Source organism: Nostoc sp. (genome assembly GCF_036916575.1).
Lineage (GTDB): Bacteria > Cyanobacteriota > Cyanobacteriia > Cyanobacteriales > Nostocaceae > Nostoc.
In genome coordinates this window covers 13322-29845 of record NZ_JBALGC010000108.1, presented here as the reverse complement: position 1 = coordinate 29845, position 16524 = coordinate 13322, and the positions used below count along the sequence as shown (strand labels likewise).

Annotated in this window: 18 protein-coding genes and 2 pseudogenes; 8 read left to right on the top strand and 12 right to left on the bottom strand. The window is 40.3% G+C overall.

Annotated features, from left to right (window positions below; genetic code table 11):
* Nucleotides 1–52: 52 nt before the first annotated feature.
* The 3 genes and pseudogenes from V7L29_RS24455 to urtD form a co-directional block, all read left to right on the top strand.
* Nucleotides 53–694 (top strand): annotated as a pseudogene (locus tag V7L29_RS24455) (ABC transporter permease subunit); the annotation flags it as partial.
* 27 nt (nt 695–721) lie between these two features.
* Nucleotides 722–1843, top strand: a complete 1122-nt coding sequence (gene urtC, locus V7L29_RS24450; protein ID WP_334737077.1) for an urea ABC transporter permease subunit UrtC — start codon at nt 722–724, stop codon at nt 1841–1843.
* Nucleotides 1818–2564 (top strand): urea ABC transporter ATP-binding protein UrtD, encoded by a 747-nt coding sequence (urtD, locus tag V7L29_RS24445; protein ID WP_334737076.1) that lies wholly within the window; start codon nt 1818–1820, stop codon nt 2562–2564. The genes urtC and urtD overlap by 26 nt, the downstream gene beginning before the upstream one ends.
* A 21-nt stretch (nt 2565–2585) precedes the next feature.
* On the opposite strand, the gene V7L29_RS24440 is transcribed toward urtD, so the two are convergent.
* The 4 genes from V7L29_RS24440 to V7L29_RS24425 form a co-directional block, all read right to left on the bottom strand.
* Nucleotides 2586–2999: an Imm1 family immunity protein gene (locus tag V7L29_RS24440; RefSeq protein WP_334737075.1), complete on the bottom strand. Its 414-nt coding sequence runs from the start codon at nt 2997–2999 to the stop codon at nt 2586–2588.
* Between the two features lie 8 nt (nt 3000–3007).
* Nucleotides 3008–3343: a deaminase gene (locus V7L29_RS24435; protein WP_334737087.1), complete on the bottom strand. Its 336-nt coding sequence runs from the start codon at nt 3341–3343 to the stop codon at nt 3008–3010.
* Nucleotides 3344–3392: 49 nt separating this feature from the next.
* A complete protein-coding gene (locus V7L29_RS24430) occupies nt 3393–3716 on the bottom strand; it encodes a hypothetical protein (protein WP_334737074.1) in 324 nt (107 codons plus the stop codon).
* Nucleotides 3717–3958: 242 nt separating this feature from the next.
* On the bottom strand, nt 3959–4567 hold the full coding sequence (locus V7L29_RS24425; protein ID WP_334737073.1) for a Uma2 family endonuclease: 609 nt from the start codon (nt 4565–4567) through the stop codon (nt 3959–3961).
* A 119-nt stretch (nt 4568–4686) separates the two neighbouring features.
* Between V7L29_RS24425 and V7L29_RS24420 the strand changes: the two genes are divergently transcribed.
* Nucleotides 4687–4971: a hypothetical protein gene (locus tag V7L29_RS24420; RefSeq protein ID WP_334737072.1), complete on the top strand. Its 285-nt coding sequence runs from the start codon at nt 4687–4689 to the stop codon at nt 4969–4971.
* A 608-nt stretch (nt 4972–5579) separates the two neighbouring features.
* Nucleotides 5580–6278 carry an urea ABC transporter ATP-binding subunit UrtE gene (gene urtE, locus V7L29_RS24415; RefSeq protein ID WP_334737071.1) on the top strand — a complete coding sequence of 233 codons (699 nt, stop codon included), beginning with the start codon at nt 5580–5582 and terminating at the stop codon, nt 6276–6278.
* On the opposite strand, the gene V7L29_RS24410 is transcribed toward urtE, so the two are convergent.
* The 4 genes from V7L29_RS24410 to V7L29_RS24395 form a co-directional block, all read right to left on the bottom strand.
* A complete protein-coding gene (locus tag V7L29_RS24410) occupies nt 6241–7002 on the bottom strand; it encodes a hypothetical protein (protein WP_334737070.1) in 762 nt (253 codons plus the stop codon). The two genes, urtE and V7L29_RS24410, sit on opposite strands and share 38 nt — an antisense overlap.
* Before the next feature lie 8 nt (nt 7003–7010).
* Nucleotides 7011–7370 (bottom strand): cytochrome P450, encoded by a 360-nt coding sequence (locus tag V7L29_RS24405; RefSeq protein ID WP_334737069.1) that lies wholly within the window; start codon nt 7368–7370, stop codon nt 7011–7013.
* On the bottom strand, nt 7367–7513 hold the full coding sequence (locus V7L29_RS24400; RefSeq protein ID WP_334737068.1) for a hypothetical protein: 147 nt from the start codon (nt 7511–7513) through the stop codon (nt 7367–7369). Before V7L29_RS24400 ends, V7L29_RS24405 begins: the two co-directional genes overlap by 4 nt.
* Before the next feature lie 63 nt (nt 7514–7576).
* The gene (locus tag V7L29_RS24395) at nt 7577–8359 is read right to left on the bottom strand and encodes an ABC transporter permease (RefSeq protein ID WP_334737067.1); all 783 of its coding nucleotides are present in this window, start codon (nt 8357–8359) and stop codon (nt 7577–7579) included.
* Between the two features lie 149 nt (nt 8360–8508).
* Here V7L29_RS24395 and V7L29_RS24390 point away from each other — a divergent pair, with 149 nt between their 5' ends.
* Together V7L29_RS24390 and V7L29_RS24385 are read left to right on the top strand one after the other, a co-directional pair.
* Entirely contained in the window at nt 8509–9114 is a 606-nt protein-coding gene (locus V7L29_RS24390) for a DedA family protein (RefSeq protein WP_334693206.1), read from the top strand.
* Between the two features lie 155 nt (nt 9115–9269).
* Nucleotides 9270–10712 carry an FAD-dependent oxidoreductase gene (locus V7L29_RS24385; protein ID WP_334737066.1) on the top strand — a complete coding sequence of 481 codons (1443 nt, stop codon included), beginning with the start codon at nt 9270–9272 and terminating at the stop codon, nt 10710–10712.
* 153 nt (nt 10713–10865) lie between these two features.
* On the opposite strand, the gene V7L29_RS24380 is transcribed toward V7L29_RS24385, so the two are convergent.
* Nucleotides 10866–11423, bottom strand: a complete 558-nt coding sequence (locus V7L29_RS24380) for a hypothetical protein (RefSeq protein WP_334737065.1) — start codon at nt 11421–11423, stop codon at nt 10866–10868.
* Nucleotides 11424–11554: 131 nt separating this feature from the next.
* On the opposite strand from V7L29_RS24380, the gene V7L29_RS24375 reads away from it, so the two are divergent.
* Entirely contained in the window at nt 11555–12145 is a 591-nt protein-coding gene (locus V7L29_RS24375) for a thioredoxin family protein (protein WP_334737064.1), read from the top strand.
* A gap of 298 nt (nt 12146–12443) precedes the next feature.
* Here V7L29_RS24375 and V7L29_RS24370 read toward each other — a convergent pair.
* From V7L29_RS24370 to V7L29_RS24360, 3 genes and pseudogenes are all read right to left on the bottom strand, one after another.
* Nucleotides 12444–12533, bottom strand: a pseudogene (locus tag V7L29_RS24370) (cytochrome P450); the annotation flags it as partial.
* Between the two features lie 80 nt (nt 12534–12613).
* On the bottom strand, nt 12614–12760 hold the full coding sequence (locus tag V7L29_RS24365) for a hypothetical protein (RefSeq protein ID WP_334693211.1): 147 nt from the start codon (nt 12758–12760) through the stop codon (nt 12614–12616).
* 10 nt (nt 12761–12770) lie between these two features.
* A complete protein-coding gene (locus tag V7L29_RS24360) occupies nt 12771–16268 on the bottom strand; it encodes a beta strand repeat-containing protein (protein ID WP_334737063.1) in 3498 nt (1165 codons plus the stop codon).
* Between the last annotated feature and the right edge of the window lie 256 nt (nt 16269–16524).

Genomic DNA, 16524 nt, shown 5'->3' with positions numbered 1-16524 from the left:
AAAGCGTAGCTTTGGCGGGGTGGGGTTCTTATTTTTGATTTATGCAAGAGGTCTATTGAGTCAAACTTATCAGCTGGGAGTGACTCAACCTTGGTTTGGTGCTCAAAATGTGGATGTAACTGCGCCTACCTGGTTACAAGTGGGGATATCTTTGGCTGGTGTACAATTACCCTTTGCCAGATTATTTATTATTGCTTTAACGATAATTTGTGTGGCGGGAATTTATTTGTTTTTACAACGTTCTAGCTGGGGTTTAAGGATTCGGGCTGTGACGCAAAATCGGAGTATGAGTGCTTGTTTAGGTATTCCAACTCAAAAAGTTGATGCGATTACTTTTGCACTGGGTTCTGGTTTAGCTGGTGTGGCTGGATGTGCGATTAGTTTACTCGGTTCTGTAGGGCCAAATACGGGACAAAACTATATTATTGATACTTTTATGGTTGTTGTCGTTGGGGGGGTGGGCAATTTAGTTGGTACTATTGTGGCAGCTTTGGCTATTGGTACAGCTAATTTTTTAATTGGTTCTGGAACTCTAGCTTTGTTGTTGACTCCTATTAAACCTTTGGCTGATTTGTTTACTTTTTTTGCGACGACGAGTATGGCGAAGGTAATGGTATTTGCGCTGATTATTGTGTTTTTACAGTGGAAGCCTGGGGGGATTTTTCCGCAGAAGGGACGTACTGTTGATGTTTAAACCGCAGAGGCGCGGAGGACACAAAGAATGAGGAAGAGGGGAGGAAAGTTAATTTTAATTGAGGTGGGGGTGGTGGTTACGATCGCACTCTTGCTTATAATTATTATGCCAGTGGTACTTTCGGAGTTTCGTCTGAATTTGTTGGGGCGATTTTTATCGCTGGCAATTATGGCTTTGGGTATTGATTTGATTTGGGGTTATACTGGTTTACTAAGTTTGGGACATGGTATTTTCTTCGGTTTGGGTGGATATGCGATCGCAATGTACCTAAAACTGCAAGTTCCCACTGGTGAATTGCCTGATTTCATGGGACTTTATGGTGTCACGGAACTTCCCGCGTTTTGGAAACCTTTTTATTCTTTTCCTTGGACAATAGCTTCTGTGGTACTAATTCCAGGGTTTTTGGCAGGATTATTGGGATATTTGGTTTTCCGAAATCGCCTCAAGGGAGTTTATTTTTCTATCTTGACTCAAGCCGGAACTATTGTATTTTTCAATTTCTTTAACGGTCAACAACAACTTTTCAATGGTACGAACGGACTGATAGATTTTACAACTTTGTTTGGGGCAACGGTCAGTGATGCAAAAACGCAATTTGTTTTCTACACGCTAACGGTAGTGTTTCTCGCAATCACCTACGGGATTTGTCGCTGGTTGACAAGTGGACGCTTTGGGAGATTGTTGATAGCTATTCGTGATGATGAAAGTCGGGTCAGATTTTCTGGCTACGACCCTACAGATTATAAGGTGCTGGTGTTTGCAGTTTCAGGTGCGATCGCAGGCATCGCAGGAGCATTTTACACCATCCAGAGTGGTTCTGTTTCACCCAGAGCAATGGATATTGCCTTTTCGATTGAAATGGTGATTTGGGTGGCTGTAGGAGGACGCGCTACTTTAATTGGGGCAATTATTGGAACTTTGTTAGTAAATTATGCCCGCACTTTTTTAAGTGAACAATTTGCAGAAATCTGGCTATTTTTCCAAGGCGCACTATTTTTGATAGTTGTTACAGTGCTTCCTGACGGCATAGTGGGATGGTTGCGTAGTCAGAATATTTCTCTTTTCCACCGCCGTCAACAAATTGCTACATATCCCACATTGGAAGAAGACGCCGAAGTACAACATGAACGCGAAAATATTGGAAACTGAAAATGTAACTGTTAGTTTTGACGGTTTTAAGGCGCTAAACCAGCTGAACTTTAATATGAATGTGGGTGAATTACGGGTAGTAATTGGCCCAAATGGTGCGGGAAAGACAACGTTTCTTGATGTAATTACTGGGAAAGTGCAACCAACCGTTGGGCGAGTTTTATTCAAAGGTAAAAACCTGCGTTCTTTACCTGAACATCAAATTGCGCGGTTGGGAATTGGGCGGAAGTTTCAAACACCCCGAATTTACTTAAATTTAACGCCCCGGGAAAATCTAGAAATTACTAGCAACCGTAATAAAAATGTTTTTTCTACTTTGTTTGGGCGTTCTAATACTGTTGAAAATAATAGTATTAAAGGATTATTAGAAACTATTGGTTTAACTCCTAAAGCAGACATTAAAGCAGGTTTACTTTCCCACGGAGAAAAGCAACGTTTAGAAATTGGCATGTTAGTAGCACAGTCACCAGACTTATTACTTGTTGATGAACCAGTTGCGGGTTTAACAGATGAAGAAACCTACAACATCGGTGAACTACTTTTAGCACTAGCGCAAAGTCATTCAATTTTAGTAATTGAACATGATATGGAATTTGTGCGTCAAATTGCCAAGAAAGTAACAGTATTACATGAAGGTTCGGTGCTGTGTGAAGGAAATTTTGAAGAAGTGCAAAATGACTCTCGTGTAATTGAAGTATATTTAGGAAAACAAGAAGAATGAAACAATTCGCAATACGCATTTTTATACCCGCTCAACAACTTCATCTTTTTCCCAAATAACAGATTCTTCCATTGTCCCAAGCTCCACGAAAGCTTTGGCAGCTTTAAGGGTTGTATTCAAGTCAACGCAGGACGAAGCCGGATAAACACCTTCTTGCCCGCCAACTATCATGAATTCATCTATATCTGATTTAGATGGGTCAACAAGATAGTGAAAACTCTCATCATCAAATGTCAAATACACTACATATTTTCCTAAGCCACCACCTATAGCCATGTGAGTTTCGCTATCTGTTTCTAAGGTTACAAGTGTTTTGTGATGCCCGTCTAGCTCTCTAATAGCTGATTCTATCTCTTTCCAACTATGCGCTTGCTCTACACAACCCTTGTTCTGATTTCCAATCCAATCTTCAACTGAAAATTTTGTTATGAACATAATTAACCTCACTTCAATGTAATTGTCTGACGATCGCTAGGGCTAATAATTTCTATTTCTTCTAAACCAAGCTGTCTAGCCATTCCTTTCACACCTCCGTTCTGACCACATGCTCTGCAAAGATCCCGATCGACTATTAAACGCGCTCGGCCTCCTCTTAATCCTGCATCAAAGGCTTGTTGGAAAGCATCAGCTTCAGCGTGTGTGCGACTAATTGGATTTACTTTAAGTGTAATCTTTCTGCGATTGGGATTGCTGCCAGCACTGATACCAAAAAATACGCTACTACCTATCTCTAACTTTGCGATTGTAGCGCGATCGTCCTCACTACCTGCTGGAGTCAGGCCAAGCTATTGCCTATACTCTGCTAATTCTTCAAAAATAAGCTTATATTTAAGCTGTTGCATCTCCAATGCTGGAGCTAAAGTCATTTATATCTGGATTTTTTACTACCTCTTCTGAGCCAACAGGACAGCTATAAACTACATAAGTCCATATTCCTGGATTACCGGCTTCAGCACTTTCACCCTCATAAAAAGTAACCGTTCCATCTTCTTCGCACTCATAATAACCTGAGTAAACATCTTCCCAATCGCAATCTGAGTTTTCTAGCACCCATCGAATTTTAGCTAATACACCAGCAATATGATGAGGTTCAGTTTCTCTCTGGACTAAACGCTCTCCTTCCCACTCATAGTTGTGTAACTCAAGAGGCATTGCAACAAAGCTTTTAAACAGAATTAAGTTCCAGTTTATGGAACCTAAATAATAGCCTAATGCCTAATGTCCACCAAGTAATCTCAAAATTACTGTAAATTAGTGAATTAGTTCTTATTTAGGAAAACAGGAAGATTAAAAAATGCCATAACTTCTCTTCTCTACGAGAGGCTGCGCCAATGAGACGCTAAGCATAGCTTGCTTCCCGGTAGGGGTACGTTAAGCTGCGCGATCGCATTTTCTTATTTCCCTAGTAATTCTGGTCGGTTTGCGCTGTTAAACACCTGTTCTACTGTTAGCGCCCAATCAGTAATTACCACTGATTCCATACAAGTCGCACCTGTAAATACCTTATCCTCATACTGTCCCTCCACCCACTGGCAAATCGTAATTTGTTGCATCTGTGGGTCAACAATCCAATACTCTAATATTTCCCTAGCGGCATACTCCGTCCGCTTGTAGCGATAATCACGAACATGGTTCGCTGTTCCCGGTGAAACAATTTCAATCACTAGCGCAGGCGGCGGCATGTCACGGGTGAGGGTAGCACGAGTAGCACCGATAAGGGCAGCATAAGATTCTTCTGTGTGAACCATTAAGTCAGGTAAACGACATCTCGCCCGTCGCCCCGCCACCTCAATTTCTGTATCCTTGTGAGCAACTAAATAAAAGGGAAAATGTTTTAGTAGTTCAACAAATAGAAATCTTGCCAGATTGCTATTTTCCTGACTTTCTGGTGGCATCTCGACTAGTTCTCCATCCACCAACTCATAGCGTATGTCTGTACCATCATCATAGGCAAGATACTCCTCAAAGGTCAGCAGTTTTTGGGTTTTCGTCGTTTGGGTCATTTGCTTTGCTTTCTTGCCCTATACAGACTACTACATACTATAAATGAGCCGAACTGCTTCAGAATATTTGTGGAGAAAAGTTATAATTGCCCTAGCTTTAGTTTAAATCGTTTATTCCTATGAGCCAACTGCTAACACTGGAATTAAGTGATGATGTCTATGCAGCTTTGCAGCAGCAAGCTAATGCCGCCGGACTTTCGGTAGCGGAATTGATTGTTATATCTGTTGTTAATGGGCAGCATGGTCTTCTGACTGGTGTTAAGCTACAATTAGAAGTTCAGCCAGAAGAAGCACATCAACGGTTACTTAGTTATGCAGGTGCAATTAGCTTGGGTTATGCCACAAGTATAGAAAACGAAAGCATTGATGCTGACTTGGCAAAAGCTTACGCCAATGACTTTTAAGCATTGGAATGTAGATTATGCTGCTTGATACGTCAAGATTGCTCTGCTTTCTACATAAGGATGAGCCACAACTTACGCATCCCAAACTTGAGGTAATTGACCTAGCAAACTTTGGTTTTAAACTTGTAAATTAAGTTTTTGAACTCGAAAACTTAGTTTTGAACTAAAAAACTTAGTTTTGAACTTGTAAACTTAGTTTTAAACTTGTAAACTTAGTTTTGAACTTGAAAACTTAGTTTTAAACTCGGAAATTAGCTTCAAAACTCCTATATCTGTTTCTTTGAACAAATTTCAGCAAATATACCCGCATTCCTCTTGTTTGCTCATGTAGATGCCATATTTTGATATGATTTGTCACGAAAAATACAATCAAAGCACCTAACCCAACGGCAGTTAAAATCTAAGAGGATGTTTGAAAAGTATTTTTATTAACATCAAAGCCTCAGAAACCTAACCCCCCTACCCACCTTCCCTACAAGGGAATGGGGGTTTCAAAGCCTCTCTCCGTTTCGAGGAGAGGTTTGGAGAGGGGTTTCTAGTATACTTTACGACTTTTCAAACATCCTCTAAGGAAGCTTAAGTTTATCCTGTCTCCTCTCTCCTTCCCTATGCTAAAAATCTCTAACCTTAACGTTTACTACGGTGAAAGCCATATTCTTCGCAATGTAGATTTGAGCGTACCATCTGGGCAAATGATCTGCCTAATTGGACGCAATGGCGTAGGTAAATCTACTTTACTAAAAACAATTATGGGTTTACTCAAACCCCGCAGCGGTACAATTAACTTAGCTGGAGAATTAATCAACTCTAAATCTTCCGACCAAAGGGCAAAGTTGGGAATTGGTTATGTCCCCCAAGGACGAGAGATTATCCCCCGTTTAACAGTCAAAGAAAATTTGCTGCTGGGGTTAGAAGCCAGACGCAAACCAGTCAAAAAAGCAGAAATTTCAGAAGAAGTTTTTAACTTATTCCCGGTGTTAAAAACCATGCTTTCGCGGATGGGTGGTGATTTGAGTGGGGGACAGCAGCAACAATTAGCGATCGCCCGTGCTTTAATGGGGAAACCGCAATTACTCGTCTTAGATGAACCTACTGAAGGTATTCAACCCTCAATCATCCTAGAAATTGAAGCCGCAGTCCGTCGCATCGTCGAAACTACAGGCATTTCAGTTTTATTGGTAGAGCAACATTTGCACTTTGTCCGTCAGGCTGATTACTATTACGCTATGCAAAAAGGTGGCATTGTCGCCTCCGGTTCCACCACCGAACTCAGCCAAGATGTGATTCAACGCTTTTTAGCGGTTTAATTTTTGAGATTTCTATATCAATTGTGTCCTTAGCAATCAAATCTGCTGCTTCTTGTAAAAGTTCATTTTGTTCCTTTTGAATTGCTTCTAAACGATTAGAAATTTCTGCTAATCGTTGTTGTTTATTTAGTTGAAAATTTTCAGGTAGTAAAGCTGGCAGGTTATCAGTTGTTTTAGTAGCTGTCATTTGTTGAACACCAAATCTGCCAACTTTAACTAAGGATAAAAAGCTAACTTTAATCAAAGCCTCAAGTAATTTTATCGGTACTTTGAGTATTGACCAACTAGCTGTCTCAATTAACCGGACAATTGCTTTGATGATGCTCCAAAGTAGAGCAAGTGCAAACAACAGAATTACTACACTAATAATTGGGTGATTAGTCGCCCAACCTAGTATTTGAACTAATCGAAGAACTACAGGGTATTGTGTCAGCCAATCACTTGCAGAAGATGCGATACCTTCGGTGGGCTTTGCCAACGCATCTTTAACTGCTCCCGATGTTGTACTCTTAAATTTATCAGCAGTTTGCCAACTTTGTTCTAAGCTTGTCGTAACTGTATTAATTGCTCTATCAGTTGTTGTAGTAGCTGTTGCCTTCAAAGACTCCCCAAGTTGTTGTGCTGAGTTATTTAGAGAGTTAACATTTTCACCTACAAAATCTCTTACATTTTGTAAGCCTTGTAAAACTCCATTAGGCAAATGTATGTCTATTTGAGATGCCATAAAACATTTTACCGAGGTTGAAATCTAACCCGTAACCCATCTTTAGGGCGATTAGTGGGAATCCTAACTGCCTCTAAATTTTGATTGGCTAATATCTCCCAATGATAACTACGTGGAAGATGAGCAGCAACAATCTTCATTTCCATTTTAGCAAAGGCTATACCAATACAGATGCGTGGCCCACCACCGAAACCAACTAAACTAAAAGGATACTTTTTGTGTTCTTGGCGCTGGGGACTGAAACGATCTGGATCAAAACGCTCTGGTTCAAGGTAAATTTCCTTTAAGCTATGAGTTATTACAATTGAATAAAGCAACTGCCAACCAGCAGGAACGTGATAACCTTTAAACTCAAGGTCTTTAATCACGCCACGAAACCCGCTTGCGACAGGTTGATGGGCCCATACTGGCGATAGCGCTTTTTAGCAAAATCGTGGTCGAAAATAAAGGAGAGTGTTTCACCTAATATAGGTATACCAAAGCTTCCAGGAGGAATTTGATTACTTTTCATCCGCTAACTTTATGTTGCTCCAACAACTCTGGGCAAGGCGCTGCCTTGTCTTTGCTTCTCTCTCTAACTCGAAGCACTAGTATAAAACCGCAACGCAAATCGCCAAAACCAAGTGGAAGCGAAAAACAATGCTACTGCTAATATTACCGCACCTATCAACCAGCTAATTTCACTCCGACCCAACAGCGCTTGGGCTGGTACAGTAGTTAAAAAAGCTACTGGCATCACAAAGGTGAAGAAAAAGCGGTAAACAGTAGGATATGCGACGATGGGATATCGTCCAGCTTCCAATAAACCACGCAACACTTCAGTAACGTTGTATATTTTGACGAACCAGATACTCGTTGCTCCCAACATAAACCACAGGCTGTACAAAATCACCAAGCTGAACAATAACGGCAGCACACCAAGTAGATAGTCATCTATCCCTACACCGAGACGTTTACCTGCATAGCCAATAATAATACTACCAAAAACTAGATCCGGCAGTCCCCAAGGTGAAAGGGTATGGGTGGAAAGCCAAAACTGACTGCGAATAGGTATTAATAATATTAAGTCCAAAGTGCCATCTTGGACATGGCGGACAATACGATTCAAGTTTGACGCCAGAAAAGTATCAGAAAATCCCTGTAGTAAGGTAAAAATTCCGAGAACTACTAAAGCTGCTTCCCATGACCAGCCACTAAAAGTGTAGCCAGTGCGGTAAAACAAGAATAGTCCAAAGAGGCTGCCGACAAGGTTTCCCAAGCTGCTGATGGTAGCTATAAAAAAGTTAATCCGATACTCCAACTCGGCTGCGATCGCAGCAGTCCAAAATAATCTTAGTACTTTCAAATATCTTTGCATCTTGCACCTTTAATCCAAAACCTGCCATCTGTCATGACATTTCACAAAATTACACAAGAAATTTACGTAAATTTAATATTACTTTTTATTCAGGAAAATTGCTAAACGTTAAGATGTTGTGGATCTCTTGTTGAAAGGTAAGAAATTCTATGCATCTGGATTTACCACAACTGATTAAATCACTCGGCTACTTTGGGGTATGGGCGATTGTCTTTGCTGAATCTGGCTTATTAATTGGTTTTTTTCTGCCTGGAGACAGTTTATTGTTCACTGCTGGATTTGTCGCATCTCAGAATTTACTGAACATTTGGGTTCTAATTTTTGGTGCTTTTATTTGTGCAGTCTTAGGTGACAATGTTGGCTATTTTACTGGGCATAAATTTGGCAGAAGACTATTTTCAAAGGAAGATTCATGGTTATTTCATAAAAAACATCTTGTTAAAACCCAAAACTTTTATGAACAGCACGGTAAAAAAACGATTGTTTTAGCACGTTTTTTACCCATTGTACGGACTTTCGCGCCGATTGTGGCTGGGATTGGTGCTATGCATTATCGCACATTTATGTCTTATAACTTAATCGGTGGCTTTATTTGGACATTCGGCATCACCATGTTAGGGTTTTTCTTAGGGAAATCTCTGCCACCTGAACAGGTAGATAAGTATTTGTTACCGATTATTGGATTAGTTATAGTTATTTCTTTAGTGCCATCGATTATTCATCTAATACAAGAAAATAGAGCAAACAAAAGGTGAAATATTTTTCGTAGCTCCTAAGTAGATGTTTTCTTGTAGAGACTAAGTATATTTATTTACTCAAACCACAAACATCAGAGCTTGAAAGGCTAGTTAAATTTTAGAAAATTGTTTAGCTTAGTAATATACCACAAAACTTTTTTGCAAGAGGTCTAATGAATCATTCCTACAAGAAAAATGTTGTCATTATGGGAGGAGGCCCGGCGGGATTAGGCACAGCTTTAATGTTAGCGAAAAGAGGTTGGAAAGATATTACAGTTATTGAAAAAAGACCATCAGCAGATTATTACGAACCTGATAAATCCTTTAGTTATCAAATTGATGGTCGAGGGCAAAAATTAACTGATTTGTTAGAACTAACTGCCAAACTAGCTGATTTAAGTGTCGCTAGTACCGAATTTTATTTGACTATCATTCAAAAAGACGGCACACGTAAAACAACGAAAGTACCCATTGCTGATTCTAAACGCAAGACTGCCTATTGGCTGCCAAGAGCATCTTTTGTGGAGTTACTTTACCAAGAAATTCATCAACATTGGCAAGATTCGATTCAGGTCTTATTTAATACTGAAGGTGTAGAAATTAAACAACATGTAGAGCATTTAGAAATTATTACCCAATCTCAATCTCAAGAAAAATTGAGCTTTATTCCTACTCTGATAGTAGGTTGTGATGGCTTAAACTCTATTGTGCGTGAAACTCTTCATCAAATGGAAGGTCAATCACATTCCTTTGAAATGCAAAAATCTCCTTCTCCTAGTTCTGGTTTAAAATACAAAATTCTCACTTTACCTCCTCAATTTCCCTTATCAGAGTCAGAAGGAGATTTAGCACAAACTACAATGGCTTATGCCATTAGGTCTAATTTTAAAGGACGTCAAAAAGCAATTTCTCTGGGGTTATTACCCTTTAAAAATCCTCATCAACCAAGAACTGCGAATATTATTACCTATCCAGATCATCAAATCTGGCAATTAGAAACCAAAGAAGAAGTTCAACAATTCCTGAAAGAAGCATTTCCTCAGCTTCCCTTAGAAAAGATTATTTTTCCTGAAGAAATAGCTAGATTTACATCTAGTGATGGGGGGAAATTTCCTATTCCTCAATATTGTTCAGGGTTGTATAAAATTTGGGGAAAACCTGAAGATAACCAAGGAACAGCAGTAATTTTATTGGGAGATGCAGTTCATTGTTTTCCTCCTGATATTGGACAAGGCGTTAATTCTGCTTTAGAAGATGTCTATGAAATTCATGAAATTTTGGCAGCAACTCAAGATAATCTTTCTCAAGCACTTCCTCGCTATGAAAGCTTACGTCAACCAGATATTAAAGCCTTAATCCGTTTAGTACAAATTAGTTATCCTTGGCAATATAATCAAGACCTTTTACAAAAGCGATTATGGAGTATTAACTTCTTTGGGCGCTTACTTTTGAATCGTTTATTCCCTTTTCTCTTTAATCCTCATTCCATTTTACTGATTCAGAATCATGAACTATCTTACTCAGAAATTCTTGCTAAAAGTAATAGAACTACTCAAGTTTTAGCTATTTTAGGAGGATTGGCAATATTGACTTTAATCGTGAGTTTGATGACTTAGAAATAAAAACCTTTTGGGTTCTAAAAGCGAGTTGCAGTGGGTACGATATTTATTGGTTTTTGAATTGATACTGTGGATTGTTAACTACGCCATTAATGTTTCTCAATCATCACGGCTGTTTCACTCTTAAGTAAAATCAAACTCTGAGGTTAATTAGGGATTAATCGCCGAATTAGCCATTTTTATCAAAGAAGTGCGATCGCCTGCTTTCAACCCAACAACATACTGTACACCCTTTTGCCGCCAAGTCAAGGTAGCATCTGAGCAATTAGCACCACAAGTAAAATCCACAAAATAGCCAGTAATACCTTTAGCTAGGGATACAGGTTTACCAGTCAGGCGCGGTGTTTTGCTGGTTACAGCTTCAGCGGAAAGGACACCCAAACGACAAGCAGTTCCACCATTACAGTCGGGACTAAAACCCAGTAAAATATCGTACTTGTTTTGTGTAGCAGCTTCTATAATTGCGTAAATTGGATTTTCGCCATCCGACTCAGGAATAAACTTCGGCAATAAAATCTTAATTTGAGTCTTTTGCTTTAATTTGGGCAAAATAGATTTAAAAACTGGGTGTGGCTGGATTTTCCTCTGCTGTGCTATCAGTTGGGACTGGTTGTTTATAGTAGCTATGGCTAACTTGTGAAAGCTGCTAATGCTGACTAATAAAAATATGGCACACACAACACTGGTATTTCTGAAGCTTAAAATCATCTTTTAAAACCTATATCATCTAAAGTACTTATTTGTAATACCCATTTTGAGGATAAAATTACGTATTAAAGAGCGCTTGGAGTCAGCTAAACTGAAGAAGAAATTGCTTAATAAGTTTTTATAATTCTGTTATGAGTACTGATTCATCTGTTAATTCCCCCGATAAATCTGAATCTACATTCGGGAAGCGTTTGAGAAACTTCTTGATTGTAATGGTAGCGATCGCCCTTAGTGTTGCTCTCTTTTTGGGATTGCGAACTGAAACAACCTCGGTAACCCTAGCCAAATTAAGTGATACCTCCACACCGTTAGAAGTAGCCGTCAGCAACGGCAAACCATCTCTAGTAGAGTTTTATGCTGATTGGTGTACTGTCTGCCAAAAAATGGCACCAGATATCACCCAACTGGAAATAGAGTATGCTAACAAGATGAATTTTGTCATGCTGAATGTGGATAATACCAAGTGGCTACCAGAAATGCTGAAATATCGCGTGGATGGGATTCCCCATTTTGTGTTTTTGAGCCAGCAAGGGGAAACCATAGCCCAAGCGATCGGTGATCAACCCCGCACGATTATGGCTAGCAACTTAGAAGCTTTGGTTACTGGTTCCTCTCTCCCCTATGCTCAAGCTAGCGGGAAAGTTTCCAAATTTTCAGCCCCAGTAGCACCAACGGCTAATCAAGATGATCCCCGCAGTCATGGAAGCCAGGTGGTAAATTAGCAAAAATAACCGACGACTGAAGCCCCCTCCAAAGTTCGGAGCAGACTTAATGTGATCGCCGACAAAATTTTACTTTTAAGCCATCACGAGGACGAGAGAACGGTAGTAAAGCCCTCTCAAGATTTTGTCCAGGAAGCAGTTCCCACTCATATTTACGGATTAATACCATTTCTTTGTGAGGCTGCGCTAAACCCTTTTAACTTCTTTCTTTCTTTGTGTCCTTTGCGTCCTTTGCGGTTCGTTTTTCTTTCTTGTACTTAAATATGGTTTAGCGCATCTTCATACAGAATTGGTATAACAAGACTGCAAACAACTTCATTTCCAGTCTGGCAAACTCTTTGCCTAAACATTCTCGGATACTACCACCGAAGGGAATATGGCTAAAGACGAATGGCACTAAGAAAAGCCCTAAGCAATGCGGGATAAGGATTACAGCTTTTAATGTCAGTCTAACAGTAATGGCATGGTTTAGGCGATCGCCTCCTGCGGAGCATCGTCCCTCGTTTTTTCTCCAACTTCAGAAAATCGCGTTGCTCCCTTTTTAGAAATCATTGTTAACTCTGTGCCAAGGTTATAAAAAGGGGCTGTAGCATTACAACCCCAGTGGTTGAGCAAGATTTTTTGACTAAAAAATCAAGTTATTGTGGCTGAAGTCACTAGCATTAAAATTATTGAGTGTGACAAAAGTGCTAAAACTTGCGCTATTACCAACGCCATCAGTGTCAATTTGAACCAGAGTACTTGACCCAGATTGTATACTTCGGATGTAACCGTCAGCAATTGGATTTGTACCTGTGTAATTCAGGATATCGGACATTGGCACTACCAGAAGATCGTCTGTAATGCTGAAGTCGGTAATCGTACAAATCCCTGCATTATTGAGGCTGGAAATAACAAATTTATCATTACCAGCGCCACCAGTTAGGGTATCATTGCCATAGCCTGGGTCGAGTGTATCGTTGCCATTGCTCCCCACAATCAAGTCATCGTAGTTTGTACCTGAGATATCCAATCGTTCAATATTCTTGTAGCTAAGGGATTCTGTACCTGCCGTAATTGAGCCAATGTTAGTAGTGGCATTGAATGTCGAAGTGATTCCTCCGCTACGATATACGTCATTGGCATATATGTAATTGACTTTCAACAAATCATTACCCTGACCACCATCTATCGTATCTTTGCCATGATAGCCTGGGTTGAGTGTATCGTTGCCATTGCTCCCCACAATCAAGTCATCGTAGTCTGTACCTAAAATATCCAATCGTTCAATATTCTTGTAGCTAACGTGATACTTGTCTGTCGTAATTTCTCCGTTGTTAGTAGTGGCATTGAATGTCGAAGCAATTCTTCCAGAGCTAAAGTAATTAACTTTCAACAAATCATTACCCTGACCACCATCTATCGTATCATTGCCACTGTTTATGGAGACCGTATCGTTGCCATCGCTTCCCACAATCAAGTCATCGTAAGATGTACCTGAAATATCCAATCGTTCAATATTCTTGTAGCTAACCCGATAATTGTCTAGTGTGATTTCTCCCTTGTTAGTAGTGACATTGAATGTCGAAGTGATTCCGCCTTTACCATTGGAGTAACCATTGCTGTAATCAAGTCTCAACAAATCGTCGCCCTTGCCCCCATCTATCGTTTGAGTTCCTACAAGAGGAAGGTAAAGGTCTGTAACAAAGGAGAAAATGCTTAAGGTGCTTAAAGACAACAAATCATTGCCATCACCACCAGAGAGTAGGTTATTACCTGTTGAATTATTGGTAACACCCAATGTATCGTCACCAGCGCCACCGTTGAGAGTGTTATTGCCTTTTGAACGATCGGCACCCAATGTATCGTCACCAGCATCACCGTTGAGAGTATTATTGCCTGTTGAACCATCGGCACTCAAGCTATCGTTGCCAGAACCACCATTAAGGATTTTATTGCCGTCTGAATAATCACTCAAGTGATCATTACCTGCACCGCCAATAATCGTATCATTGCCACTGCTATAGCTCGAAAGCGTATCGTTGCCATTGTTCCCTATAATCAAGTCATCGTAGACTGTATCTGAGATATTTAATCTTTCGATATTCTTGTAGCTAACCCGATATGTGCCCGCTGTAATTTCTCCTGTGTTAGTAGTGGCATTGAAAGTCGAAACAATTCCTTTTGTCGGATTGATGTAAGCGACGGACAATATATCGTCACCTTTACCCCCATCTATCGTATCTTTGCCACCACTGCCTGTGGAAAGTATATCGTTGCCATTGTTCCCTATAATCAAGTCATCGTTGACTGTACCTAAGATATTTAAAGTCGTTCGTTCGATATTCTTGTAGCTAAGACTACTTGTGCCCCCTCTAATCGCTCCAATGTTAGTAGTGGCATTGAAAGTCGAAGTAATTCCTCCGGTAGTATCCGTAAAATAGAGAGATAAATAATCGTCACCGTTACCCCCATCTATCATATCTTGACCACTAGTGCTTTCAGATAACGTTACAGAGAAGTAATCGTCACCGTTACCCCCATCTATGGTGTCATTGCCACTGAATGTAGAGAGCGTATCGTTGCCATTACTCCCCACAATCAAGTCATCATAGGCTGTACCAGAGGTATTTAATTGTTCGATATTCTTGTAGCTAACCCGATACTTGCCCGCTGTAATTTCTCCAGTGTTAGTAGTAGGATTGAATGTCGAAGTGATTCCGCCTGTAGCATATATGTAATCGAGAGACAATACATCGTCACCTTTGCCTCCATCTACTGTTTGAGTTATTAAATAAGGATGGGCAGTATCTGAAGATGAAGGGCTTAAATACAAAGAATCATTGCCATCGCCGCCAGAGAGTAGGTTATTACCTGTTGAATACTCAGCACGCAATGTATCGTTACCAGCGCCACCATTAAGGGTGTTATTGCCTGAGCTGGCATCATAAATATCGGACATAACATAATCAGAGAGGGAGAGATAATCATTGCCATCGCCAGCAGAGAGTAGGTTATTGCCTGTTGAATATTGACCGAGCAATGTATCATTCCCAGCGCCACCGTTGAGGGTGTTATTGCCTGAAGACCTATAACTATAGAACGCTGTGTTTTCATCATAGCCATAGACAACGAGGCGATCGTTGCCATCGTCCCCAGAGAGTAAGTTATTGCCTTTGGCACCACCATTCAAAAAATCATCACCAGCACCACCGTTAAGGGTGTTATTGCCTAAGGATGGAATATTACCGGAATTCACAAAAATAGACGCATCAAGACGATCGTTGCCATCACCACCAGAAAGGAAGTTATTACCTTGTGAACCCATGGCCGATAATTCATCGCCACCAGCACCACCATTGAGGGTGTTATTGCCTGTTGAAGAGATAACAAATAATTCATCGTTACCAATACCACCAACAAGAGAGTTATTGCCAGTAAGCTCAATCAGCGCGTCATCTCCCACACCACCAATGAGAGTATCATTGCCCGTACCACCCCGCAGCAAGTCGTTGCCACTTAAGCCATCAATTTTGTCATTACCCCCCTGACCATTAATGACATCATCTGAGTTGTCTAAACCCTTAATGTTATTGTCTAGGTCGTTGAGGAAGGTCACCGTATTCTTGATGCCGATGCTCGTTTGAGTAGAGTTGGCATCTAGAAAATTAAAGCTATCGGTAATGCTTGTTTCTCCATCAAACAGGATATTACCAATGGCTGGTTTTGTACCAGAAGCTTTCAGGTTATTTAAGTCTTCTAGTTTGAAGTTTTGCAGGATAATTTTCGTATCATTTACCACTCCAAAGGTGATTTCTAGATTGCTGCCGTTCTGAGTCAGCACCAGACCTCGGGCAGTAAAATCAGAGGCGGCATTGTTATTAGCATTGAATTTGATGGTATCGACTTCGGCAATAACTGCTGCTGTTGGGTTTATAGCCTTACCTACGCCACCGAAATCAGTAATAGTAACAGTGCCGTCGCCGGAGTTGTAAACAAAGATATCGTTGCCGCCGCCACCAGTCAGGGTGTCATTGCCATGAGTAGTTGTAATGGTATCGTTCCCGGCTTTACCATTAATTGTATCTGTGCTATCAGTGCCCACTAGGGTATCGTTACCTTGAGTTCCAATGATATTTGCCATTACTTTATTCCTACCTGAATCGATTTTTAGAGTAATTTAAGTTCTCAAGTTGCCGTTAATGTTTCAGAGCGCACAAAAATTCGCCAAAAGTTGATGCTCTCGACAGAGTTCATACCACCTTTGAAGATTATGAATTTTTGATGACAATTCTCCTTTTGATTTGCTTGCAAGTATTACTTATTCAACTATCTGAGGCTATGTACGTCTTAAGCACTGTACAATTTCTAAGTATGTGGATTCACAAAAGCAACTGGTT